At 66.1% G+C, this 22,457-nt stretch carries 21 protein-coding genes and 1 riboswitch; of the genes, 6 read left to right on the forward strand and 15 right to left on the reverse strand.

Annotation, left to right across the window (positions count from 1 at the left end; genetic code table 11):
• The first annotated feature begins 80 nt into the window (after positions 1 to 80).
• Complete coding sequence (locus AC4D6D_RS21160; RefSeq protein WP_491327497.1) at positions 81 to 995, forward strand: dihydrodipicolinate synthase family protein; 915 nt, start codon at positions 81 to 83, stop codon at positions 993 to 995.
• Between the two features lie 10 nt (positions 996 to 1,005).
• On the forward strand, positions 1,006 to 2,004 hold the full coding sequence (locus tag AC4D6D_RS21165; protein WP_491327498.1) for a 4-hydroxyproline epimerase: 999 nt from the start codon (positions 1,006 to 1,008) through the stop codon (positions 2,002 to 2,004).
• 40 nt (positions 2,005 to 2,044) lie between these two features.
• Here AC4D6D_RS21165 and AC4D6D_RS21170 read toward each other — a convergent pair whose 3' ends face one another.
• Both AC4D6D_RS21170 and AC4D6D_RS21175 read right to left on the reverse strand, forming a co-directional pair.
• Positions 2,045 to 2,824, reverse strand: a complete 780-nt coding sequence (locus AC4D6D_RS21170; protein ID WP_491327499.1) for an ABC transporter ATP-binding protein — start codon at positions 2,822 to 2,824, stop codon at positions 2,045 to 2,047.
• Positions 2,818 to 3,903 (reverse strand): FecCD family ABC transporter permease, encoded by a 1,086-nt coding sequence (locus tag AC4D6D_RS21175; RefSeq protein ID WP_491327500.1) that lies wholly within the window; start codon positions 3,901 to 3,903, stop codon positions 2,818 to 2,820. The genes AC4D6D_RS21170 and AC4D6D_RS21175 overlap by 7 nt, the downstream gene beginning before the upstream one ends.
• Here AC4D6D_RS21175 and AC4D6D_RS21180 point away from each other — a divergent pair.
• Entirely contained in the window at positions 3,902 to 4,753 is an 852-nt protein-coding gene (locus tag AC4D6D_RS21180; protein ID WP_491327501.1) for an ABC transporter substrate-binding protein, read from the forward strand. The two genes, AC4D6D_RS21175 and AC4D6D_RS21180, sit on opposite strands and share 2 nt — an antisense overlap.
• On the opposite strand, the gene bluB is transcribed toward AC4D6D_RS21180, so the two are convergent.
• From bluB to AC4D6D_RS21205, 5 genes are all read right to left on the reverse strand, one after another.
• Positions 4,740 to 5,375 (reverse strand): 5,6-dimethylbenzimidazole synthase, encoded by a 636-nt coding sequence (bluB, locus tag AC4D6D_RS21185; protein WP_491327502.1) that lies wholly within the window; start codon positions 5,373 to 5,375, stop codon positions 4,740 to 4,742. The genes AC4D6D_RS21180 and bluB overlap by 14 nt on opposite strands.
• 2 nt (positions 5,376 to 5,377) lie before the next feature.
• The gene (cobO, locus tag AC4D6D_RS21190) at positions 5,378 to 5,983 is read right to left on the reverse strand and encodes a cob(I)yrinic acid a,c-diamide adenosyltransferase (RefSeq protein WP_491327503.1); all 606 of its coding nucleotides are present in this window, start codon (positions 5,981 to 5,983) and stop codon (positions 5,378 to 5,380) included.
• Between the two features lie 2 nt (positions 5,984 to 5,985).
• Complete coding sequence (gene cobN / locus AC4D6D_RS21195) at positions 5,986 to 9,780, reverse strand: cobaltochelatase subunit CobN (protein ID WP_491327504.1); 3,795 nt, start codon at positions 9,778 to 9,780, stop codon at positions 5,986 to 5,988.
• On the reverse strand, positions 9,780 to 10,829 hold the full coding sequence (gene cobW / locus AC4D6D_RS21200) for a cobalamin biosynthesis protein CobW (protein WP_491327505.1): 1,050 nt from the start codon (positions 10,827 to 10,829) through the stop codon (positions 9,780 to 9,782). The genes cobN and cobW overlap by 1 nt, the downstream gene beginning before the upstream one ends.
• A 189-nt stretch (positions 10,830 to 11,018) precedes the next feature.
• Positions 11,019 to 11,263: riboswitch (cobalamin riboswitch) on the reverse strand.
• 30 nt (positions 11,264 to 11,293) lie between these two features.
• A complete protein-coding gene (locus tag AC4D6D_RS21205) occupies positions 11,294 to 11,875 on the reverse strand; it encodes a histidine phosphatase family protein (RefSeq protein ID WP_491327506.1) in 582 nt (193 codons plus the stop codon).
• 196 nt (positions 11,876 to 12,071) lie between these two features.
• Here AC4D6D_RS21205 and AC4D6D_RS21210 point away from each other — a divergent pair, with 196 nt between their 5' ends.
• Entirely contained in the window at positions 12,072 to 12,299 is a 228-nt protein-coding gene (locus AC4D6D_RS21210) for a CbtB domain-containing protein (RefSeq protein WP_147217447.1), read from the forward strand.
• Between the two features lie 7 nt (positions 12,300 to 12,306).
• A complete protein-coding gene (locus AC4D6D_RS21215) occupies positions 12,307 to 13,077 on the forward strand; it encodes a CbtA family protein (protein ID WP_491327507.1) in 771 nt (256 codons plus the stop codon).
• A gap of 26 nt (positions 13,078 to 13,103) precedes the next feature.
• Here AC4D6D_RS21215 and AC4D6D_RS21220 read toward each other — a convergent pair whose 3' ends face one another.
• From AC4D6D_RS21220 to AC4D6D_RS21240, 5 genes are all read right to left on the reverse strand, one after another.
• Positions 13,104 to 13,580, reverse strand: a complete 477-nt coding sequence (locus AC4D6D_RS21220) for a MarR family transcriptional regulator (RefSeq protein ID WP_147217443.1) — start codon at positions 13,578 to 13,580, stop codon at positions 13,104 to 13,106.
• A 42-nt stretch (positions 13,581 to 13,622) separates the two neighbouring features.
• Positions 13,623 to 15,563 (reverse strand): FAD-binding monooxygenase, encoded by a 1,941-nt coding sequence (locus tag AC4D6D_RS21225; protein ID WP_491327508.1) that lies wholly within the window; start codon positions 15,561 to 15,563, stop codon positions 13,623 to 13,625.
• Positions 15,564 to 15,707: 144 nt separating this feature from the next.
• Positions 15,708 to 16,076, reverse strand: a complete 369-nt coding sequence (locus tag AC4D6D_RS21230; RefSeq protein ID WP_147217439.1) for an adhesin family cell surface protein — start codon at positions 16,074 to 16,076, stop codon at positions 15,708 to 15,710.
• A 91-nt stretch (positions 16,077 to 16,167) separates the two neighbouring features.
• Positions 16,168 to 17,334, reverse strand: a complete 1,167-nt coding sequence (locus tag AC4D6D_RS21235) for a winged helix-turn-helix domain-containing protein (protein ID WP_491327509.1) — start codon at positions 17,332 to 17,334, stop codon at positions 16,168 to 16,170.
• A 51-nt stretch (positions 17,335 to 17,385) separates the two neighbouring features.
• Positions 17,386 to 19,341 carry a glycoside hydrolase family 84 protein gene (locus tag AC4D6D_RS21240; RefSeq protein ID WP_491327510.1) on the reverse strand — a complete coding sequence of 652 codons (1,956 nt, stop codon included), beginning with the start codon at positions 19,339 to 19,341 and terminating at the stop codon, positions 17,386 to 17,388.
• Between the two features lie 280 nt (positions 19,342 to 19,621).
• Here AC4D6D_RS21240 and AC4D6D_RS21245 point away from each other — a divergent pair, with 280 nt between their 5' ends.
• Entirely contained in the window at positions 19,622 to 20,128 is a 507-nt protein-coding gene (locus AC4D6D_RS21245) for a DUF6438 domain-containing protein (RefSeq protein ID WP_491327511.1), read from the forward strand.
• Positions 20,129 to 20,183: 55 nt separating this feature from the next.
• Here AC4D6D_RS21245 and AC4D6D_RS21250 read toward each other — a convergent pair whose 3' ends face one another.
• The 3 genes from AC4D6D_RS21250 to AC4D6D_RS21260 form a co-directional block, all read right to left on the reverse strand.
• Entirely contained in the window at positions 20,184 to 20,708 is a 525-nt protein-coding gene (locus AC4D6D_RS21250; RefSeq protein WP_491327512.1) for a hypothetical protein, read from the reverse strand.
• Between the two features lie 56 nt (positions 20,709 to 20,764).
• Positions 20,765 to 21,394 (reverse strand): hypothetical protein, encoded by a 630-nt coding sequence (locus AC4D6D_RS21255; RefSeq protein ID WP_491327513.1) that lies wholly within the window; start codon positions 21,392 to 21,394, stop codon positions 20,765 to 20,767.
• A 156-nt stretch (positions 21,395 to 21,550) separates the two neighbouring features.
• The gene (locus tag AC4D6D_RS21260; RefSeq protein WP_491327514.1) at positions 21,551 to 22,429 is read right to left on the reverse strand and encodes a shikimate dehydrogenase; all 879 of its coding nucleotides are present in this window, start codon (positions 22,427 to 22,429) and stop codon (positions 21,551 to 21,553) included.
• Positions 22,430 to 22,457: the final 28 nt, after the last annotated feature.

The raw sequence follows: 22,457 nt of genomic DNA on the forward strand, positions 1-22,457 counted from the left end.
TGATGATAATTTTGCAATTGTCGTGCGCTACATAATATCGTATACGATATCTCAATTCAGAGAGAGTAGGAAGAAGCTTCATGGCAATTGGTTGGAAGGGTGTGTTCCCGGCAGTGACGACTCAGCTCCGTGAGGATCTGTCGATCGATCTCGCCGACACCCAGCGCGTGGTAGACGATCTCATCAACGACGGTGTGACCGGCGTGATCGCGCTCGGCACCGTGGGTGAGAATAACTCGCTCGAATACGACGAAAAGGTCCAGGTTCTCTCGGCCATCGTCGAAGCGGTGAACGGTCGCGTTCCGGTCGTCACCGGCGTTTCCGAGTTCGATACGCGCCGCGCCGTGCGTTATGCGCAGGCCGCCGAGAAGGCCGGCGCCGATGGCCTCATGCTGCTGCCGCCGATGGTCTACGTGCCCAAGCCGCACGAACTCGTCGCGCACTTCAAGGGCGTGGCCGAGCAGACCGGCCTGCCGATCATGCTCTACAACAACCCGCCGGCCTATCGCACCGTGATCGACAAGGACGTCCTTGCCGCTCTGGTCGACGTGAAGAACATCGTCGCGGTCAAGGAATCCGCGCCGGACACCCGTCGCTTCACCGATTTCAAGAACATCTTCGGCGATCGCTACACCCTCTTCGCGGGCCTCGACGACGTGGCTCTCGAAGGTCTCTACCTCGGCGCACAGGGCTGGGTTTCGGGTCTTACCAACGCCTTCCCGAAGGAATCGGTCGAGCTGGTCAAGGCTTTCGAGCGCGGCGATCACGCCAAGGCCATGGAAATCTATCGCTGGTTCATGCCGCTCCTCCACCTCGACGCCGACCACGATCTGGTCCAGTCGATCAAGCTGGCCGAGCAGGTCATGGGTCGCGGTTCGGAGCGTGTTCTGCCTCCGCGCTACGTCCTTGAGGGCGAACGCCGCGCACAGGTGATCGCGATGGTCGAAAAGGCTGCCGCTACCCGTCCCGACCTGACGGTCGCGGCAGCAGCATAAGGGAGCGTCGATGCGGCACACTTTCTTCTGCATCGACGGCCATACAGCCGGTAACCCCGTTCGCCTTGTGGCGGGCGGGGCTCCGCTGTTGAAGGGCGCCTCCATGTCCGAACGGCGCCAGGATTTCCTGGCGCGCTTCGACTGGATCCGCACCGGCCTGTGCTTCGAACCGCGCGGGCACGACATGATGTCGGGCGGCTTCCTCTATCCGCCGACCGACGCCGCCAACGACATCGGCATCCTCTTCATCGAGACCTCCGGCTGCCTGCCGATGTGCGGCCACGGCACCATCGGCATGGTGACCTTCGGTCTCGAACACGGGCTGATCCAGCCCGCGACGCCGGGCAAGCTGCGCGTCGAGGTTCCGGCGGGCGTGATCGAGATCGCCTATGAAACCGAAGGCCCGAAGGTTACTTCGGTGCGCATCACCAATGTCCCCGCCTATGTCGCCGAGCGCGGCATCGAAGTGGACGTTGAGGGCATCGGCCCCCTGACCATCGACGTGTCCTATGGCGGCAACTACTACGCCATCGTCGAACCGCAGGGTAACTATACCAGCCTCGACGATCTCGGCGCCTCGCGGATTATCGAGCTTTCGGGCCGCATCCGCGAAGCCGTTCGGGCGAAGTACGAGCCGGTCCATCCGCTCGATTCCACGATCCGCGGCGTCAGCCACGTCCTCTGGGCCGACAAGCCCAGGCATGAGGGCGCCGATGGCCGCAATGCCGTGTTCTACGGCGACAAGGCCATCGACCGCAGCCCCTGCGGCACCGGCACGTCGGCGCGCATAGCACATCTGCATGCCACCGGCCGCCTGAAGGTCGGCGAGCGTTTCGTACACGAAAGCTACATTTGCAGCCGTTTCATCGGCGTGGTGGAGCAGGAAGTCATGCTCGGCGACAAGCCCGCAATCATTCCCTCGATCGAGGGATCGGCCATCGCCACCGGCTTCAACACGATCTGGATCGACCAGGCCGATCCGTTCTGGGCCGGTTTCCAGGTGACCTGATGAGGGGCGGGAAGAAGGCCCGCGAGCCTTCTTCCCGCCTTTAGTCGCGTGCCCGTTCCAGCGGGATGACGAAAGGCAGCGGCCCGGCCATGTCGACATGACTGGTCACGCCGTAGACCGCGCGCAGGCGTTCGGCAGTAAGCACCTCTTGCGGCGTTCCGTCCGCAACGAGTTCGCCTCCATTCACCAATAGCAATCGGTCGCAGTAACGCGCCGCCATCGTCAGGTCGTGTAGCACGGCGACGACGAGCTTGCCGTCGTGCGCCTCGCGTGCGAGCAGATCCATGACGTCGATCTGGTGGCCCGGATCGAGCGATGCGAGCGGCTCATCCACCACCAAGGCAGGAGCGCAGACCGCGAGGGCGCGGGCGAGCATGGCGCGCGCACGTTCGCCGCCTGAAAGCTCGGTCGCCACTCTGCCTGCAAGGTCGGTGACGTCCGCCCGCGCCATGGCTTCCTGCACGGCGCGTTCGTCGGCGGCGGAAATTCGCGACATCGGGCCGAGATGGGGCAGGCGGCCCAGAGCGACGAGGCGCTCGACGGTGAGCGGCCAGTGCAGGGTCTGGCCTTGTGGCAGATAGGCGATGCGGCGGGCGAGATCACGGGGCTGGAGGGTGGAGAGCGGCTCGCCGTCCACCGAGACTGTGCCGCCGGCCGCTGGAACCAGCCCGAGCATGGCGCGGACCAGCGTCGACTTCCCCGCACCGTTCGGACCGATCACGCCGACGAGCGCGCCGGGGCGCAGCGTTGCGGAAAGGCCGCGCAGGACCTCGCGTCGGCCGAGGCGGACGCGAAGGTTTTCGATGGCGATCGTCACCATAGGCGGCGCTCCCGGAGCAGGTGGAAGAGGAAGACCGGCACGCCGAGGAAGGCCGTCACCACGCCCAGCTTGAGTTCGGCGTCGGTGGGGATCAGGCGCACGAGCACGTCGGCAGCCGTCAGCAGGACCGCGCCGCCGAGCATCGACGGCACAAGCAGTGCCGATGGGCTGCGATCGGTGAGCGGCCGGATGAGGTGCGGCACGATCAGGCCGACGAAGCCGATCGCTCCGGACACCGCGACCGCGCCGCCTACCCCGATGGCCACGCCGAGCATCAGGCGCCGGCGGGTACGGCGCAGATCGACGCCCAGCGAGCGGGCGCCGTCCTCGCCGAGCGATAGCGCGTCGAGCGCGCGCGGATTGGCCAGCAACAGCGCGGCGCCGACGGCGACGCAGGGCAGGGCGATCCAGACATGTTCCATCGATCGGTTCTCGATCGAGCCGAGCAGCCAGGACATGATCTCCATCGCCGCGAAGGGATTGGGCGAGAGATTGAGCGCCAGGCTGATCCCGGCACCGGCCAGCGTCGAGACGGCGATTCCGGCAAGGATCAGGCTCAGCGGGCTTTCCGAATGTCCGGCAAGGGCGAACAACAGGGCAATGGCGAGAAGGCCGGTCACGATGGCGAGCAGGGGCAGGAGCGCCGGATGCCATTCGGAAAGCCCGAAATAGAGCGCGATCACCGCGCCGAGCGCCGAGGCGTTTGAAGCGCCCAGCACGGAGGGTTCGGCCAAGGGGTTGCGCAAGTAGCCTTGCAGGACTGCCCCGGCGAGGCCGAGCATGGCCCCGACCATCAGGCCGATCAGTGTGCGCGGCAGGCGCAGTTCGAACAGGATCGCGCGCGCAACGCGGTCGTGCGCGGGATCGGTCAGCGCCGCGAAGATCCGACCCCAGCCCAGCGAGACCGGCCCGACGGTCAGCGAGATGAAGGCTATGGCAAAAAGCGCGATTCCCAGTAGAGGGATCACGGCCGGATGGCGTTGGCGGGACGAACTGCGGCTCTGCACGATAACCTCGCATGCGATCGGCTGCCCGTCACGCTTGTGTCCCGGGTCGGTGTTGGTAAGGACCCATGGCATGGGCCTCGGAAAAATCCATCGCTATCTTCGCCTTGTCCCCTGCCTCGTACTGTTGGGGGCAACGCCCACTGCGGCTTCCGGTAAGCGGATCGACAGTGCGAAGATCAGCCCGCACCGGATCGTCTCGCTCAATCTCTGCGCGGACCAGTTGCTGGTCGCGCTGGCGGATCGCAGCCAGATCGCCGGGCTGACGCGCTATGCCTCCGACCCGGCCATGTCGAATGTGGCCGCTGCCGCCAGGGGGCTGCCGGTCTTCGGCGGCTCTGCGGAGGAGGTGCTGGCCGCCGATCCCGACCTCGTGATCGGCATGCCCGCCCGGCGCAATCCCGCTATCGCAGTGCTCAGGAACCAGCACTATGCCTCGCTCGATCTCAAGTCGGCCAAGAATTACGAGGAGATCCTCGCCTCTATCCGCGACGTGGCCCGCGCGGTCGGCCATCCCGAACGCGGCGAAGGGATGATCGCGCGGATGAATGCGCAGCTTGCCGGGCTGGGCAGCGCCGGTCGCGGCAGGGTTGCGGCCTATTACCAGCGGCGCGGCTATCTTACCGGCACCGGCACTCTGGTGGATGACCTGATGACGCGGGTCGGTCTCGTCAATCTGGCGGGGAAGCTGGGCAAGCCTTCGCTCTCGCAGATGAGCCTTGAGGAAATGGCCTTGGCACACCCCGATTATATCGTGATCGATAGCGCCACGCAGCGGGTTTCCGATCAGGGCACCGAGATGATCCACCACCCGATCCTGCGGGATATTCCGCGTGTGGCGATCCCGCAGGCCTGGACCGTCTGCGGCGGTCCGGCCTACGTCAAGGCGGCGAAGGCGCTGGCGGCGCAGGTCAGCGCTCGCTGACGTTGTTCTGCCAGTCGAGCCGCGCCTGCCAGCCGCGCCGTTCGAGTTCCGGCACATGGTCCGGTTCGAGTGGCTGGCCCAGGCACAGCAGTGCGATCAGGCGCCAGTCCTGCGGCACGTCGAGAAGCCGGGTCACATGGCCGGGTTCGACTACCGAGACCCAGCCCAGACCCAGCCCCTTGGCCCGCGCGGCCAGCCATAGCGTGTGGATCGCCAGCACCACCGAAAAGGCGCGTGTTTCCGGCATTGTTGCCGCGCCGAGACGGCCACCGATGGGCGTGGCATCGTCGCAGAAAACGGCGATCAGTTCGGGGGCCTCGCGCATGCCGTGAAGTTTGAGCGCGGAATAGGTCGGGCGGCGATCCTCGGCCATCGCCTCACCGGCGCGCGCGATTTCGGCATCGGCATGGGCGGCCAGCGCCTCGCGCAGTTCGCCCGAACGGACGCGGACGAAGCGCCAGGGCTGCGAATTGCCGACCGAGGGCGCAAGTTGCGCCGTTGCCAGCAGTTCGGCCACCACCTCTTCACCCAGCGGATCGCTGCGGAAATGGCGCACGTCGCGCCGCCAGGCCAGCAACTGCGCCAGTTCGTGCGGGAAGTCGGGGCCGAACTGCGGCGACATCTTCAGAATTCGATGCCCGCCTGCGCCTTCACCCCGGAACGGAACGGATGCTTCACCAGAGTCATCTCGGTGACGAGATCGGCCGCCTCGATCAGCGCTTCCGGGGCATTGCGGCCGGTGACGAGAACATGCTTCATCTCGCCGCGCGCGGTCAGCACTTCCAGCACTTCGTCGAGCGGCAGGTAATCGTAGCGCAGCACGATATTGAGTTCGTCCGCCAGTACCATGTCGTAAGCCGGATCGGCGACCATGCGCTTCACTTCTTCCCACGCCTCACGCGAGAGTTCGATGTCGCGGGCGCGGTCCTGGGTGTTCCAGGTGAAGCCTTCGCCCATCGGCTTGAACTCGACCTGATCCGGGAAGGCATCGAAGACGACCTTCTCGCCGGTGGTCATCGCGCCTTTAACGAACTGGACGATGCCCACTTTCTTACCGTGGCCGATGGCGCGCACCACCATGCCGAGGGCGGCGGTGGTCTTGCCCTTGCCCTTGCCGGTGTGGACGATCAGCAGGCCCTTTTCGACCGTCTTTCCGGCCATGATCTTGTCATGCGCGGCCTGCTTCTTCTTCATCTTCTCGGCGTGCTGTTCGTCGGTACGTTGCACCATGGTCATGCTCCTGAGAGGGCCGTGAGCGTCAGGCCCGCACTGTTCGATCGGGGTTTCCAGAGGCCGCGCTCCAGCGCCTCGGCAAGGCGCGCGGCGGTTTCGCGCAGGGCGGCGGGGTTGGCCTCCGCCAGAAACGCGCGCACCGCCTCGTCCTCGATGAAGGCGGCGTGGACGGCGTCGAAATGGTGGTCCTTCACCGCGTGGGTCGTGGCGGCGAAGGCGAAAAGGTAGTCGACCGAGGCGGCGATCTCGAACGCGCCCTTGTAGCCGTGGCGCATGACGCCCGCGATCCACTTGGGATTGGTGACGCGCCCGCGTACGATGCGGCCGATCTCGTCCTCCAGTGTGCGGACGACCGGACGCTCCGGGCGGCTGTGGTCGTTGTGGTAGCTGATTGGTGCGCGGCCTTTCAGGTGCTCGACGGCGGCGGCGATCCCGCCTTCGAACTGGTAGTAATCGTCGCTGTCGAGCAGGTCGTGCTCGCGGTTGTCCTGGTTCTGAACCACGGCATCGACCGAGGCGAGGCGATTGGCGAACAATTGGCGTTCGCTGTCACCGTCCACGCCGCCGCCATAGGCGTAGCTGCCCCAGTCGAGATAGACGTCGGCCAGATCGCTGCGCTCATGCCAGATTTTCTCGTCGATCATCGCCTGAAGGCCGGCACCGTAGGCACCCGGTTTGGAGCCGAACACGCGCGCTCCGGCGCGGCGGGTGGCCTGCGTTTCGGCCTCCCCATCTTCGACCAATTTCGCGGTTTCGGCGCGGTGGCGCTCGGCGGCAGGGTTGTCGCCATCTGGTTCGTCGAGCGCCATCACCGCGCGTGCGGCGCTGTCGATCAGGTCGATCTGTTCGGGGAAGGCATCGCGGAAGAAGCCGGAGACGCGCAAGGTCACGTCCACGCGCGGGCGGCCGAGTTCGGCCACGGTCATCACCTCGAAGCCGACCACGCGGCCCGAAGTCCAGTCCCAGCGCGGGCGCACGCCCATCAACGCCAGAGCCTGCGCGATGTCGTCGCCGCCGGTGCGCATGTTGGCGGTGCCCCATGCGGAAAGGGCCACGGCCTTGGGGTACTCGCCCTCGCGCTGGAGATAGTCCTCCACCAGCAGATCGGCGGACTTGCGGCCGAGTTCCCAGGCAACGGCGGTGGGCACGGCGCGGGTGTCGACCGAGTAGAAGTTGCGCCCCGTGGGCAATACGTCGGGCCGCCCGCGCGTGGGCGCGCCGGAAGGGCCGGGCAGCACGAAGCGGCCATCGAGACCGGCCAGCAGGGCCTCGGCTTCGCGCGGGCCGCAGAGATCGATGCGGGGGGCGAGGTCGGTGCGGATGGCGTCGAGGACGGCCAGCGTCCTGTCCCCCGCTCCGCTCATCCTGAGCTTGTCGAAGGATGCTGGCGCCGCGCTGTGGTCCTTCGACAGGCTCAGGACGAGCGGGGTTTGGGTCGTTTCGCTGACCCATTCCGCCGCGAGCAGTTCGAGCCGTTCGACGGTGTCGCCGTGGGTGCGCCATGGTTCATCGGATATCGCCCCGAGCGGTTCCGGTCGGGCGCCATTCCAGCGATCGCCCATCCGGCAGTCGAGCGGATCGAAATCCAGCCCGAAGTCCTCCGCCATCGCCCGCAGCAGCGAGGCCTGTCCGTCATGGTCATAACCGCGCGGGGTGCGGGCCAGTGCCACCAGCAGGTCGCGCCGCAATCGGCCTTCGGGCGATCTAGTGAAGACATGCAGACCGTCGCGGATTTGCAATTCCTTCAACTCGCACAGGTAGTTGTCGATGGCCGAGAGCGCATCGTCATCGTCGCCGCTGGCCCCGGCATCACGGTCGAGGCCATGGCTGCGCGCCAAATCGAGAATGTCCCGCCGCAGCCGGTCGAGACGGCGCGGGTCCATTCCGGCGGCGAGGTAGTATTCGTCCACCAGCGCCTCAAGCTGCTTGAGCGGACCGTAAGTCTCGGCGCGGGTCAGCGGCGGGGTGAGGTGATCGACGACCACTGCGCCGATGCGGCGCTTGGCCTGCGTGCCTTCGCCGGGGTCGTTGACGATGAAGGGATAAAGTTGCGGCAGCGGCCCGGCGCATATCTCCGGAAAGCACTCGCGCGAGAGCGAGATGGCTTTGCCGGGCAGCCATTCCAGATTGCCGTGCTTGCCGACATGGACCACCGCCTGCGCGCCGAAGTCCTGCGCCAGCCACACGTGGAAGGCGAGGTAGGCGTGCGGCGGCGGCAGGGCCGGATCGTGGTAGCTGGCCTTGGGATCGATATTGTAGCCGCGCGCGGGCTGCACGGCGACGGCGAGATTGCCGAAGCGGTGCACCGGCAGGCGGAACGCGCCGTCCCGCACGAACGGATCGGCGGATGGCTCGCCCCAGCGTTCGACCATGGCCTTGCGCGCGCTTTCGGGCACCGCGGCGAAGGCGGCTTCGTAGGTCGAAAGCGGCAGGGAATCTTCGCCGGGCCGGTCCAGCGATGTCAGGTCGTTGGTAACGCCGCCGGTCATCACGCGCATCAGCGCGGCGCCGTCCTTTGGCGCTTCGCCGGTATCGTAACCTGCCTCGGTCAGCGCGGCGATGATCGCGGCGGTGCTGGCGGGGGTGTCGAGGCCGACGCCGTTGCCGATGCGTCCGTCGCGGTTGGGGTAGTTCGCCAGCACCAGCGCAACGCGGCGCTCGGCGGACGGGGTACGGCGCAGGCCCGCCCAGTTGGCGGCGAGATCGGCGACGAAGGTCACCCGGTCCGGCGCGACGCGCGGAACGACGATGCCGCACTGGGTCACTTCATCGAAGCGCTCGGCGGCTTTGAAGGCGACGGCGCGGGTGAACAGGCGCCCGTCGATTTCCGGCAGCGCCACGTTCATGGCGAGATCGCGCGGGCCAAGGCCGCGGGCGGCGCCCTGCCACTCGCTTTCCTCGACGCCCGCGAAGGCGACTTGCAGGATCGGACAGTCGGCCTTTTCCAGAACGCCCGGCTTGCGGTCGTCGCCTGCGGAGGAGGAGGCGAAGCTGGTGGCATTGACGATCACATCTGGCGCGATCTCGCCCAGCAATCCGCCCAGCCAATCCACGGCGAAAGGCTCCCGCAAGGCGCGGACGTGAACGGCGGCGACGTTGAACCCGCGCTCCCGCAGCGCCGCGATCATGGCATCCACGGCGTCCGTCGTGCCAGCGATCATCAGCGCGCGGTAGAACACCAGCAGGGCGAGCGGGCGACCTTGGGTCCAGCCCGCCTGCACTTCGGCAAGCCCGGGGCGCTCGGTGCCCGCAAGGTAGAGCCCGGCATCGGCCACCGGCACCGGATCGTCCGGCTCGCCTGCGTCATGGCCGATGGTCCGGGCGGCGGTGCGCAGGAACGACAGGGCATTGGCCGTGCCGCCCTGCCGCAGATAGTCGCGCATCCGCTCGCACAGATCGGCGGGCAGGGTGGAGGCGCGGTCGAGTGCGGGATCGGCCTCTCGGCCATCTGCGATGGCGGCGAAGGCAATGCCGTTCTCGCGCGCGACGCGGGCGATTTCGTCGATGCCGTAGCCCCAGTAGCTCTTGCCGCCGAGCAGGATCACGCAGACGAACGTGGCCTTGGCGATCACCTTCTCGACATAGAGATCGATCGAGTAGGGATGGCGCAGTTGCAGCAGGTTCGCGAGGCGAATGCTGGGCGCGCCTTCTGGCATTCGCGCCGCCGCGCCCGCGAAGCAGGCGAGTTCGCTGTCCGCCACGGTGAGGATCACCATGTCGCCGGGAGACTGGTCGAGGTCGATCGCCTCCTCGCCGTTGGAGCTCGTTCCCGGCGTGGCGGACAGCAGGTGCATCAGGCGTCTACAGTGCCGAGAACTCCGGCAAGCCCCGCCTCGATGGCAGCGCGGTCCAGCCCTTTCTGGCCGATGACGACGAGCTGCGTGCGGCGCACTTCCTGCGGCAGCCATGCACGGTCGTAGAAGTGCTGGATGCGCGGGCCAACGGCCTGCACGACAAGGCGGCTGGGCTTGCCGCCGACCGCGACCATGCCCTTCACGCGCAGCACGTCATGCTCTGCGATCAGGTCTTTCAGGCGAGCGAGCAGGGCGTCGAGATCGGCCACATCGCCGCCGGAGACGACGAAGCTGTCGAAGTCGTCATGGTCGTGGTCCTCGTCCAACCCGTCGATGTGCGAGGGTCGGGAGTCGAGATCGTCCTCGGCAGCGGCGGTGATGCCCAGCAGCGCGGCGATATCGACAGCGCCGTGATCGGCGCGCACGATCTTCACGCCGGGGCGCGTTTCGGCCAGCACCAGCGTCTCGACATGGGCGAGGGCATCGGCATCGACGAGGTCGGTCTTGTTGAGCACGACCATGTCGGCGCAGCCGAGCTGTTCCTCGAACAATTCTTCCAGCGGGCTTTCGTGGTCCAGCATCGGGTCCGCCGCGCGGGCCGCCGCCAGTGCCGCCTCGTCGGTGGCGAAGCGTCCCGCTGCGACGGCATCGGCGTCGATCAGCGCGACCACGCCGTCAACGGTGGCGCGGGTGCGGATGTCGGGCCACTGGAAGGCCTTTACCAGCGGCTTGGGCAGGGCAAGACCGCTGGTTTCGATGATGATGTGGTCGGGCTTGTTCTCGCGGTCGAGCAGCTTCTGCATGGTCGGCAGGAAGTCGTCGGCGACGGTGCAGCAGATGCAGCCGTTGGCCAGTTCGACGATGTCGTCTTCCGGGCAGGCTTCGTCATTGCAGCCCTTCACCAGTTCGCCGTCGACGCCGACATCGCCGAACTCGTTGATGATGAGCGCGAGGCGGCGGCCCTTGGCGTTCTGGAGGAGGTGGCGGATCAGCGTGGTCTTGCCGGCGCCGAGGAAGCCGGTGATGACGGTGGTGGGAACTTTGCTCATATATCGTCTCCCGCGCGCCAGCGACCTGAAACGGCGGGGCTTCCCGTCGCGGGCGCGACGATGGCGGCGCGCCGGGTCGGACCGGCGCACGGGCGCCCGACACGGCATGCCGCTGCGGCCCCGGCCGCATGCATCACGTCGCTCAGACGGAAGAGTTACCGTGCCTCGGCCATCCCCTGGACGCGGGCAAGAGCGACATCGACGCCGGCAGGTTTCCTGGCTCGCGGGTCATCACGCGATGCACCGCCTTCCCAGGCCCCGCATGATTTAGCGTCCGGCCCAGTGGCTGCGGCGGAGATCGTCGTCCCGCCGCGAATGTGCATCGCGCTCGCCGCTTACAGTTGCAGGGACAGCCCCGGTTCCGGATGGCGAACCATCCTTGCCGTGTTCCCATATTAAGCCCCTTGCGGGGCACCGGCGCGATCATGTCCGAGGCACAACGTGTCCCTCGAACCCGGAGGCGATTAGCTGGGCGCGTGCTCGCTCGCAAGCCCCAGCGACTGCAATCGCCATGAGCGGTTGAACGAGAGCACCGTGTGCGAGAGCGGCGCCACGTCGATGGCGAGCGTCGCGGGCAGGGGAAGGGCCAGCGCATGGGCGAGGGCGGCGCGGACGATCATGGGATGGGTGATCGCGCAGACCGGTGCATTCTGGGCGGCCATGCGGTCCATCCATGTTCCGACGCGATTGCGGGCCTGCTCCATGGTTTCGCCTCCCGGCGCACCCCGCGTCGGGTCCGCGAGCCAGAGGGCCAGCGCGCCCGGTTCGCCAGCCTCGATCTCGGCGAAGGAGCGGCCGGTCCAGCTGCCATGGCCGAGATCGGCAAGCGCGGTGTCCCCGCTCGCAACCAGCTTCATCGCCGAGACAGTCTCGGCGGCGGCGCGGGAAGGACTGCGATACACCGCCGCGCGGAAGCGATCCGGAAGCGCGGCGCGCGCGGCCGCGCGGGCACCGGCGACATCGAGCGGTTCCGCCGGGTCGGGAAAACCGCCCTCACGGCTCGATGCCGTGGCGGCGATGCAGATCAGCAGAAGGGGCGTCGCCAAGCGTAAATTCCGTGAAGTCGTTGACGCCGCAGCCCGCGCGGTCCTAAGGATGCGGCGTCGAGTATCGAAGAAGCCGGTGAGAATCCGGCGCGGTCGCGCCACTGTAATCGCACGGGAACCGTCCCGTCGAGAGCCAGACCTTCCTTCTCGGCAGCAGATTTTCCGGGGACGCGCAATCCCGCCAAGGAGCATGACAATGGCTGTTTCCGCCGCAGTTTTCGATGATGCCTTCATTCCGGTAGAGGGCGGCAATGCCATTCCGCTTGAAGACATCGCCCCCTGGGCCGTGCTCGGCACGCTGCTGGCGGTGATCTTCATCTATTTCGTCAGCACCGAGCAGGGCGCTTTCTCGCTGTTCCAGGGCATGTACGTGCACGAATTCGTGCACGATGGACGCCATCTTCTCGGCTTCCCCTGCCACTGATCCAGCGATGACAAGAGACCTGCTCTGGCGCGGGATGCTTGCCGGCATCCTGGGCGCGCTGCTTGCCACGCTCTTCGCACGCGGTTTTGCGGAACCGCAGATCGATCTGGCGATCGGCTATGAGGAAAGCCACTCGGCCCCTGCCCCCTCTGAACACGCTGCGCCTGAACATGCGGCTCCCGAACACGCCGGAATGGCCCACCCCGAACCGCAGGAAGAGGAACTCGTCAGCCGCGATACCCAGAAGGGCGCGGGGCTGGTGACGGCGCTCGCGCTTTACGGCGCGGCGGTCGGCGGGATATTCTCGCTCGTCTTCGCTTATGGCTATGGCCGCATGGGGCACCTCGGCCCGCGCAGTTTCGCGCTGCTGCTGGCGGCGTTGACGTTCGTGCTCGTCGTGGTGGTGCCTGCAATCAAGTATCCGCAGACCCCGCCCGCCGTGGGCAAGCATGAGACGGTAGCGCTGCGCACCGCCGCCTACTTCGGAATGATTGCGCTCTCGCTTGGCGCGGCGGTCGTTGCGGCGCGCATCCGCGGCGCTCTGGCCCGTCCGGGGCGGGGGTTCGATGCGACCCTGCTCGGCTTCGTCGTCTATCTCGGAATCGTCGGTCTCGGCCAGTTCCTGCTGCCGACGATCAACGAAGTCCCCGGCGATTTCCCTGCCGTGCTCCTGTGGAATTTCCGCGTCGCTTCTATCGGCACGCAGTTGGTTCTCTGGGCGACGATCGGACTGGCTTTCGGCCTTTGGGCGGAGCAGGTTCTCAAGCGAGCTCGGTAACTTGCAGCGCAAAGCTCCGATATAGTTCAGGAGCTTTGCGCTTTGACCGTGCGGCGCAGCGGTGCACGACTCAGCTCGTTACCCGCCTGCGTAGTTTTCTGAAGAAGTTTGAGGAAGATAGCGCCTTCTTCTGTCGTAAGATGCGAAATAAGGTCGGCCTGAACTTTCTCCACCAGGGGAGCCGCGATATCCAGCACCTCTCGGCCTTGGCTGCTTAACATCAGCACACGCGCGCGCCGGTCGGTCGGGCTGACCTCGCGGTCGACGAGACGCTTCTGCACGAGCCTGTCGATCACCCCGCCGATGGTGACGCGATCGTAGGCGATCATGCCTGCCAGAGTTTGCTGGTCCAGCCCCGGATGATCGGACAGCGTCAGGAGCGCTGCGTATTGGACCGATGTGAGGTCGAGACCGGCCTCGGTCATGCGCGCCGCGAAACGGGCAACGGAAATCTGTTGCAGGCGGCGGATCAGGTGTCCGGGCATGGTCTCTAGGTCGCTCATGGCGCCACCTAGCGTGAGAACCGCCGTCTGCTCAAGATGATGTTACGCGAGATTGGCCTCTGCCGGTTGTTTTGTAACGATTTTGACGGTCTGATCGTTCAAAATGGCGTCGAAGAAGGCGCCGAGCCGGTCGTGGGCATCGAGCGGCAGGACCTCGGCGATATACTGATCGGGGCGGACCACCACCATGCAGCCGCGGTCCCGATCGATTCCGCGCATGGCGAAGATGTCTCCGGCCTCGGGATCGACACAGAAGGCCTTTTCGTAATCGCGCAGGCCAAGCCTTCCCTTGCGCGGCCAGAGCCGATCGGGAAGTGCGTCCATCGACAACGATCGGTGCGACTGCTGGAACACGGCGCGAATATCGAACACGGCATCGCTGTCGGCGTCGGCCGGCGTGTGGCGGCGCAGTGGCGAGCCGGGGTCATTATCGAGGAAGCGGCAGAGTTTGCCGACGGCGTCGTCGGCAGCAAGAGCGTCCCTGCCTGCGAACAGATAGATCCGCCAGCGCCCATCCGCTTCGGCGACATGCCCGAGGTGCATCGGCCTGGCATCGGCGAGGCGCACGACGGGTGCGGAGTGGAAGCGCATGCCGACCTGGAAGCCTTCGGCCAGATGCTGGTGCTTGCCATCCCCGGTGAGCGGCGAGGGACGATACCGCGTGGCGGTGCCCGCAGTGAAGCGGCCCTGCTTGACGAAATAGCGCTGGAATTCGGCGGGATCGATGCCGTTTTCGTCTTCGTCGGTCTTCGGCTTGGCGCTGAACATGGCGGCGAATTCGCGGTCGAAGTCGATCAGCTCCTTGGCGATTGCCTGGCGCTCGGCCGAATAGCTGTGCAGCAGGTCGGGCGCCGCCTGCCCCTGAAGCACGGCAGCAAGTTTCCAGCCGAGATTGAAGGCGTCCTGCATCGACACGTTCATGCCCTGGCCCGCCTTGGGGCTGTGGGTATGGCAGGCGTCCCCGGCGATGAAGACGCGGGGCGCTTGGCACGCTTCCTCCCCGGCGGGCACGTCGTCGAACTTGTCGCAGATGCGCTGGCCGATCTCGTAGACCGACCACCACGCCACTTCCTTCACGTCGAGCACGTAGGGATGGAGAATCCGCTGGGCAGCGGCGATCAACTGGTCCTGGGTGATGTTCTTCGCCGCGACGCGCTCGCCCTCTCCGAGCTTGTCCAGTTCGATATAGAGACGCACCAGGTAGCCCCCCTCGCGCGGGATGATGAGGATACTGCCCGCGTTCGCCGAGTGGATGGCGGTCTTGAGGCGGATGTCGGGAAAGTCGCTATAGGCGAGCACGTCCATGACACCCCAGGCCTGGTTGGCGGTTTCGCCGCTGAGACGGCGGCCCATGGCCTTGCGGACCTGACTGCGCGCACCGTCGCAGCCGACGACATAGCGGGCGCGGACCTGTTTGATCCCGTCATCACCTTGTGCGCCGACCGGCTGGAGACGTACCAGCACCGGCGCTTCGGGATCTTCCGGAACGGTGAGGTCCACAAGCTGCAAACCGTAATCGGGCACGAGCCGGCTTGGCGAATTGCGCATGGCTTCAAGGTAGAAGTCATGGACGCGGGCCTGGTTGAGAATCACATGGGGGAATTCCGAAAGGCCTGCCTCGGTATCGGCGATGCGGCCATGGCGCGTGATCCGTCGGGCTTCGCTGTCGTCCGGCTTCCAGAAGGTGGTCTCGTTGACCCAGTAGGCTTCCTTGGTGACGCGATCCGCAAAGCCGAAGGCGTTGAACATTTCCATCGTGCGGCAGGCGATCCCGTCGGCCTGACCGAGCGTGAGCGGGCCATCCTTGCGCTCGACGATGCGGGTGCGGATCGCAGGGAATCGGGCCAGTTGGGCTGCCAGCGTCAGACCGGCGGGACCGCAGCCGACGATGAGCACGTCCACTTCTTCCGTCGCGCGGGTAGAGGGTTCGGGGTCGGAAATGGCCGGGTCGCCGGTGCGGAATCCGTTCAGGTGAAATTGCATCGTCTCGTCCTCTCCTCGATGCGTCGTGATATATATGTAGTATACTACATAAAAATAAGAGTCAAACAGGGGCGGATCGAGCAAGGAAAAAGGGGCGCCGAAACGCCCCTTCTCTATCTGTAGGAATGGGTTCCAAACCGCCGTTCAGCGGGGGCATTTCACCGGATCGTTGCGCTTGCAGTAGGGATTGCTGGCTTCCCACTGCGCGTGGGCCGCTTCGTAGTCGCGCACGGCGGCCTCGTGGCTGCGCACGGCTTCGTTGTAGGCGGTTTCCTCGCGCTGGCGCCTTGCGGTTTCGGTGGCGATGGTCGCTTCGCGGGCCTGTTCGCGGGCCACATTGTCTTCGACTTGCGCCCGTGCGGCGCGGGCTTGTTCCTCGTTGAGCGTCTTGCGCTGCTGCTCCGGATTTCCAGCTTCCGGCCGGTTTGCTTGTGCTGCACCTTGCGCAACGGCGGGAAGGGGACTCAGCGCCAAGGCGGCGGTGACGAGCGAAAGGGTGTGCAAGCGGTTCATCAGTCGGTTCCTTGCGGGTTTGATGGCACGACAGGGCCGGGATAGCAGCAAGAACTATCGAAAACGGTTTCGGCTCCGTCCATGATCGAGATCACATTTGCACGACGTGAACGGCGTCCAGCCCGAGCCAGCGCGCCATTTCGTCCAGTTCCGCGTTCAGGGCTTCGCGGGTGTGGGAAGGGGCATCGGCTTCCAGATGGAGCGACTGGACGATCAGCCGGGATGCCGCCCGGTCGCTCTTGAGGTCGACCCGCGCCGCCAGCCGGTCGCCAAGCAGGAAGGGCAGGACGTAGTAACCGTGCCTGCGCCTTTCGGCAGGTACGTAGATTTCGATCCGGTAATGGAAGCCGAACAGCCGTTCGGTGCGGTCCCGCTCCCAGATCAGCGGATCGAACGGGGCGAGCAGGGCGCGGGCCTCGATGCGGCGGGGGCGGCGGGCCTCGCGGTGTAGCCACGCGTGGCGCTTGCCCTCGATGGAGACCGGCACCAGCACGCCTTCCTCGGCAAGGGCGGCGATGGCGGGGCGGGCCTGTTCCGGCGACTGGCGGAAATAGTCGCGCAGTTCCTTGTCGGTGGCGATGCCGTGGGCGCGGGCGGCGCGCTCGATCAGGGCGCGGTGGGCATCGGCCTCGGAAGGTGTCGGAACCGCGAACACGTTGCCGGGAAGAACCCGTTCGGTGAGGTCGTAGACCCGCTCGAAGCCGCGCCGGCGGGTGGCCGTGGTGATGTGGCCCGCCCAGAACAGCCATTCTAGCGCGCGCTTGGTGTCGCTCCATTCCCACCAGCCGGATTGCCCCTTGTGCGCCTCGAAATCGGAAGCTGCGAGCGGACCCTCCTGCCGGATGCGCTCCAGCAGCGCCATGGCTTCGGCGCGGCGTTCGGTGGCATAGAGGCGCATCCGGCCCCAGCCGGTCTCGCCGCGATCGGCGCTTGCCATGCGCCAGCGGAGGAGCGGGTGGATATCGAAGGGCAACAGCGAGGCTTCGTGCGCCCAGTATTCGAACAGCTTGCGCTGACGCTTCGGTCCCCACGACAGAATATCGAGGTCGGCCCTGTCGTAGGTGCCGAGGCGCGAAAACGCTGGCAGGTAATGCGCACGGGAGAGGACGTTGACGCTGTCGATCTGATGCAAGTGCACCCGCTCGATCGTGCGCCGCAGATGGCCGATATCCGGCGTTTCCGGCCTGCTGCGGCCAAACCCCTGCGCGGCGAGCGCGATCCGCCGCGCCGAGGGGAGTCCAATCCTTTCGATCTTCATCGCGCGGAGACTAGGCGATGCTCTGGTCTTCGCAAGCGATATCGATCGGTTCTAGCGTGCCGAGCCGATCAGCGTGGGCGCGTCGGCCACGAAGCGGTCCAGCACGCCGTCGGCGATCTTGATCGGGCCGTCGAAGCGGGTTGCACCGGGGATTGACTGCACGGCCGAAGCTTCCGCCGCAAGCTTCTTCGCCTCGGCGAAGTAGCGCGAAGCCGCCGCATTGCCACTGTTCGCAGCGTCGAGACCAGCCGCTGTCAACTGGAGCGCGCGGCCCCAGATCTGCATCGCTTCGAGCCAGGGCCGCGCCTGTTCCGCAATGGCCGGATCGACGGTTCCCGAGCGGATTACGTCAGGTGCGCCCGCCAGTTCGTCGGCGCGGTGGCCGAGATCGCTAAGTGCCGCCTTGCGTGCGGCATGGTCGCCGTCGGCAAGGGCTTCGCGCACCCGGTCGAGCGCGGCCTTCAGCTTCGGTGCCTGTTCCTGCCAGGGCTGGCTGCCGAACGTGGGGGCCATGTGCTGGGTGTCGAAGAAGGTCAGCAGCGCCTGCGTTGCCTTCTCGTCGCCACCGGCAAGGTCGCGGGCAGCCGCGCGCCAGGTCAGGTCGGCGTCGTAGCCCTTGTCGTTCCAGGCGAAGGCGGCAAGGCCGGTCACGGCGACGCGGCTCGGCGCTTCCTGGTTCATCGGGTTCGAGAGAATGCCGCTCAGTTCCGAGGAAAGCCCGGCTTCGCGGCGCGCATAAGGCGCCATCAGCAGGCGGCCGGTGGTCTGGGCATAGTCGTTGACCGGATAGTTGTCCCAGAGCAGGGTCTTGCGTCCGAAGGCCTTGGTCGCCTGCTTGCCGTCGGGGATCGAGATCGCGGGCGGCACGACGTCGGTGCCGGTCCACTGCACGACGACGCGCGGGTCGAGGTGTTCGCGCAGGGCCGCCTTGTAGGGGGTTTCCTTCGCGTCGTAATATTCGGTCGGCACCATGATGAGTGGGCGCGACTTCGGATCCTTGCGCAGCAGGTCGGCCTGCACCGCGTTCAGCAACTTGGCCTGCGCGACACCGGCGGCTTCCGCGCCCGAGGGTCCGAAGGCGGTCTTGTCGCCCTCGCAGTTCCACTTGGTATATTCGATGTCGTCGAGCGCGACGTAGAAGCTGTGGACGCCGATCGCGCGCACGGCATCTAGCTTGGTTTCCAGCGCCTTGCGGTCGGCGGGGTCGGAGAAGCAGATCGAGGGGCCGGGCGAGACCGCATAGACGAAATCGACATGGTTGCGCTGTGCCGTCGCCGCCAATGTACCCAGCTGCGAAAGCGTGGCGGCGGGGTAGGCCTCGCGCCAGCGGTCGCGGGCGTAGGGATCGTCCTTGGGGCTGTAGACGTACGTATTCGCTTTTACGGTGGCGAGGAAATCGAGATGCTTGGTGCGGTCCGCCATTGTCCACGGCGTGCCGTAGAAGCCTTCGATCGTGCCCCGGATCGGCATGGCCGGGTGGTCCTGGATGACCAGGGCCGGGAACTGCGGACGGTGCGCGAGCTGGCGGAAGGTCTGCGCGGCATGGAACAGGCCGTCGCCGTCCTGACCGGCCAGCACGACGAGGGCGCCGCTATCCGTGGCCGTGGAGGCGATCGTATAGCCCTCTGCATGGGTGTCGAGCGTGGTCTTGCTGCGCTTCAACGCCTCGCGCACGGGGGCGGAATTGCCGGTGCCGATCACGATATAGGTCTGCCGGAGCGTGGCGGGCAGGCTCCGCGCGGTCTCGATATTATCGACACCCGAGGCCTTGAGGATGTCGCGGATCAGCGAGACGGTTTCAGGCTCGGTACCGGGGGCGGCGACCAGAACGACCGAGGTTCCGAGTGCGACATGGCCCCGGCCCAATTCCATCGACGCAGGGGCAGGATAGATCGCGGGCAGGGTGGGCACTTGCGCCGTGGCGCTCTCGGCCAGAGCACCGCTCAGTCCGGCGCTAGCCAGCAGTATCGAAAGGAAGGTGCCGGATCGGCCCGTACGTCGCGTCATCCCAAATCCCCGGTATCATAGTGGTATTATCGGCAGGGCGTAACGCTTTTGCAGGTTTACTACAAGATAGCGATTCTAGCGGAGCGGAATCTCTTTGATGATGGATCCAAACTGTATCCAATTTCACGTCCCGTCGGGAGCGGAGCCGGAGAGGCCGGAAAATTTCCGAGGCTCCCGGCAATCCGCTCCGTCTTGGGTTAAGCTTCGCGATGCTATTTGGCGGCTGTCGCAATGAACGGGAGCTTTTCAGGTGCCTAAATCGAATCTCTTTCCATCGAGCTTGCTGGCGGTTGCAGGCGTTTTCGCTCTTGCAGCCTGCTCCCCGCAGTCGGCCGGGCCGGTCTCCGCGCCGCCGCCCGCTGCAGTGCCGGAAACGATCGCGATCGCGGTCGGGCCGTGTTTCGGTTTCTGTCCGGTCTATGATGTGCGGGTGGCTCCCGCCGGTTCCGTGACGTTCGAAGGCCAGCGCCACACGGCGGTGCTGGGTGTGAAGGAGCGGGAGGCGGGAGAAAAGACTTACCGCGCGCTGGCCGAGGCGCTGGCGCCCTTCCGGCCCGCGGACGGAACGACCGCCCATGTCGAATGCGACGCGGCGATCAGCGATACTTCCTCCTATACGATCACCTGGACCGACGCGGCGGGACGCACGACGACCGCCACGCACCAGCGCGGTTGCTCCGGTGGTCCCGGTCAGGCGCTGGACGGGGTGCTGAAGAACCTTCCCGAGCGTCTCGGCATCGAAGGTTGGGCCGCGCAGATCACGCGACCGGGCGTCTCGCGAGGCTGATCGAACAGGCCGACCTGACCGGAAAGTCTTCATGCTTTCCGGTCAGGGTTGTGCGTCAGTGGTCGCCGTTTTCGTAAGCTTCCAAGGCCTTGCGGTCCTCATCAGAGACGAATTCGCAAGCCAGCAGGGTCTTACCCTCCATGGCCGGTCCTTCGCGGGCGACGATGGAAATGAGGCCGAGATCCTTGAGTGTCTGCTGGTCGTCGGGAAGGACGCGCGCGAAACCAAGGGTGGAGGCACCGAGCAAGTGGCTCTCTTCCGGTGAAAGGCCGTAGCGGCGGGCGAGTTCGGCCGCGACAGGCCCATCGAGGAGGACGCCGACCGACATGCCCGCGAAGACCACGTCCTGCGTGGTGAACCCGTCCCTCTCGATCGGTTCCGGCAAGCGATAGATCGCGGCGCCAAGCGTGGAAGTATCCGGCTGGGCGATTTTCTCGGCGGCTTCGTAAAGTTCCGTGGCGACAGCGGTCGTGTAAGGCGGCTGGCACAAGGCGGCGGCGAAAAAGTCAGGGGCAGCGGCCATGGCCGGTGCGCTGCCTGACGCCATGACGGCGATGGAAAGAGCAATCTTGCGGATCATGGCCGGGCTATGCTGCAAAAATCCATACCTATCAACAGTCTGAAAGTTCCGAGAGATCAGTGCTTCGGCGCTTTGGGCTTCTGCGAGCGGACTTCTCCCAGCAAAATGCCAAGATGCTTTTCGGCTTCCACCGCGTTCTTCTGCGGGAAAGCGGCGGTCATCCGGCCGCTCCAGTATCCGTAGTTCACGGTTGTCAGGCTGAAGAGCCAGGGCTGGTTGTCGCGATAGCCGCTGAACGTGCCGCGATAGGCTTCGAGGCGCCGGTTGGTCGGAATTTTCGCCGGGCCTTCCGACGCGATCGACGGGGCGGCGAAGTGCGACATCGCCGCCTGACGCATGATCATGTAGTGATCGCGGGCCGACATCTGGTCGATATGAACGATAGCCATGCGGACGACGAGGTGATCCCGGCCGGAGTCCAGCGGTCGGTCGTAACCGATGGCGATATATTCGCCGCTCGGGTCGAAGGTCTTTTCGTTCAGGCGCTTGAAGCCGTCGAACTCGGCGGGAAAGTGCAGCCCGCTGGCGGTGTGGATCAGCGTGGTGCCGTCCGCTGCGCGGGTGAAGCCTTCAGGAATTTCGTCGGATGCCGATACAGGGGCCGTCTCCTGAACTTGCGCCGACGAGGTTGTCGCGGAAAGAAGTGTCAGAGCTGCGACCGGGCCGAAAATCATCGACGACTTCATGGTACGTCCCCCGTTATCGATCGTGACGCAAAACTGCGCGCACTGTCCACGCCGGTTCTAGAGCCAACGGGAGAGCCTGATCAATATCTGAATTCGCTGGAATTTATCCAAAACCTTCCAGCGAAACGCCTTGGGATGCGATCGACCTTTCTTTTCTTAAACCGTCTTGCTGGCCGCTGCGAAGTCCGCCAGCATGCGCTCCACGTCCGGCTCCCGGCCGGTAAAGCGCGCGAAGGCGTGGGCGGCCTGCATCACCGCCATGCCGCCGCCGTTCAGCGTGGCGCAGCCGATTTCCCGCGCGGCCTTGAGCAATTCGGTTTCGAGCGGGAAGTAGATCACATCGGAAACCCACATGTCGCGCGTCAGCAGTGCCGGGTCGAAAGGCAGGCCGGGGTGGCTGAGCATGCCCACGGGCGAGCACTGCACCACGCCGTTCGCGTCCGAGATCGCCTCGGCTGCCGAGCTGGCGGCGACCACTTCGGCCTCTGGGAACAGTGCGGCGAGGCGCTTTGCAAGAGCCTCCGCGCGCTCGGTGGCGGGATCGAAGATCGCCAGCCGCTCGGCACCGAGATCGAGGTGGGCATAGCCGACTGCCGAGGCCGCGCCGCCCGCGCCGATCATCGCCACGTTCGCACGCGGTAACACGCCGAGCGAGGCGAGGAAGCTGGCGCGGTAGCCGGACCAGTCGGTATTGTCGCCGATCAGCTTGCCGTCGCGCAGGAGCACGGTGTTGACCGCGCCGAGCTTGGCGGCGGCCTCCGAGAGTTCGTCCATCAGCGGCACCACCGCCTGCTTGAAGGGGTGGGTGACGTTGGTGCCGTCGAACCCGAGCGCCGCCATGGTCTTGAGGAAGTCGCCCAGGTCCTCCGCGCCGAAGCCGATCACGTCGCTGTCGAGGATGCGGTAGACCAGCGGCAGGCCGAGCGCCTTGGCCTCGGTCTGGTGCATGGCCGGGCTGCGCGATCCGCCGATACCGGAACCGATCAGGCCGCAGAGAATGGACGAGCGCGAGGGAGCCGCAGCGGGCGTGGTCATGTCAAAGTCCTTGGTAACGGTGGAGCGC

It is taken from the genome of Novosphingobium sp. BF6 (assembly GCF_058273105.1).

What these genes read in the sequence shown, in the direction of transcription:
- AC4D6D_RS21215 (WP_491327507.1), top strand. Translation starts at nt 12,307, where the DNA reads ATGACAAGAGACCTGCTCTGGCGCGGGATGCTTGCCGGCATCCTGGGC.
- cobW (WP_491327505.1), bottom strand. Translation starts at nt 10,829, where the DNA reads ATGAGCAAAGTTCCCACCACCGTCATCACCGGCTTCCTCGGCGCCGGC.
- cobO (WP_491327503.1), bottom strand. Translation starts at nt 5,983, where the DNA reads ATGGTGCAACGTACCGACGAACAGCACGCCGAGAAGATGAAGAAGAAG.
- AC4D6D_RS21165 (WP_491327498.1), top strand. Translation starts at nt 1,006, where the DNA reads ATGCGGCACACTTTCTTCTGCATCGACGGCCATACAGCCGGTAACCCC.
- AC4D6D_RS21250 (WP_491327512.1), bottom strand. Translation starts at nt 20,708, where the DNA reads ATGATCCGCAAGATTGCTCTTTCCATCGCCGTCATGGCGTCAGGCAGC.
- AC4D6D_RS21160 (WP_491327497.1), top strand. Translation starts at nt 81, where the DNA reads ATGGCAATTGGTTGGAAGGGTGTGTTCCCGGCAGTGACGACTCAGCTC.
- bluB (WP_491327502.1), bottom strand. Translation starts at nt 5,375, where the DNA reads ATGTCGCCGCAGTTCGGCCCCGACTTCCCGCACGAACTGGCGCAGTTG.
- cobN (WP_491327504.1), bottom strand. Translation starts at nt 9,780, where the DNA reads ATGCACCTGCTGTCCGCCACGCCGGGAACGAGCTCCAACGGCGAGGAG.
- AC4D6D_RS21180 (WP_491327501.1), top strand. Translation starts at nt 3,902, where the DNA reads ATGGGCCTCGGAAAAATCCATCGCTATCTTCGCCTTGTCCCCTGCCTC.
- AC4D6D_RS21170 (WP_491327499.1), bottom strand. Translation starts at nt 2,824, where the DNA reads ATGGTGACGATCGCCATCGAAAACCTTCGCGTCCGCCTCGGCCGACGC.
- AC4D6D_RS21175 (WP_491327500.1), bottom strand. Translation starts at nt 3,903, where the DNA reads ATGCCATGGGTCCTTACCAACACCGACCCGGGACACAAGCGTGACGGG.
- AC4D6D_RS21240 (WP_491327510.1), bottom strand. Translation starts at nt 19,341, where the DNA reads ATGACGCGACGTACGGGCCGATCCGGCACCTTCCTTTCGATACTGCTG.
- AC4D6D_RS21225 (WP_491327508.1), bottom strand. Translation starts at nt 15,563, where the DNA reads ATGCAATTTCACCTGAACGGATTCCGCACCGGCGACCCGGCCATTTCC.
- AC4D6D_RS21220 (WP_147217443.1), bottom strand. Translation starts at nt 13,580, where the DNA reads ATGAGCGACCTAGAGACCATGCCCGGACACCTGATCCGCCGCCTGCAA.
- AC4D6D_RS21230 (WP_147217439.1), bottom strand. Translation starts at nt 16,076, where the DNA reads ATGAACCGCTTGCACACCCTTTCGCTCGTCACCGCCGCCTTGGCGCTG.
- AC4D6D_RS21260 (WP_491327514.1), bottom strand. Translation starts at nt 22,429, where the DNA reads ATGACCACGCCCGCTGCGGCTCCCTCGCGCTCGTCCATTCTCTGCGGC.
- AC4D6D_RS21210 (WP_147217447.1), top strand. Translation starts at nt 12,072, where the DNA reads ATGGCTGTTTCCGCCGCAGTTTTCGATGATGCCTTCATTCCGGTAGAG.
- AC4D6D_RS21235 (WP_491327509.1), bottom strand. Translation starts at nt 17,334, where the DNA reads ATGAAGATCGAAAGGATTGGACTCCCCTCGGCGCGGCGGATCGCGCTC.
- AC4D6D_RS21255 (WP_491327513.1), bottom strand. Translation starts at nt 21,394, where the DNA reads ATGAAGTCGTCGATGATTTTCGGCCCGGTCGCAGCTCTGACACTTCTT.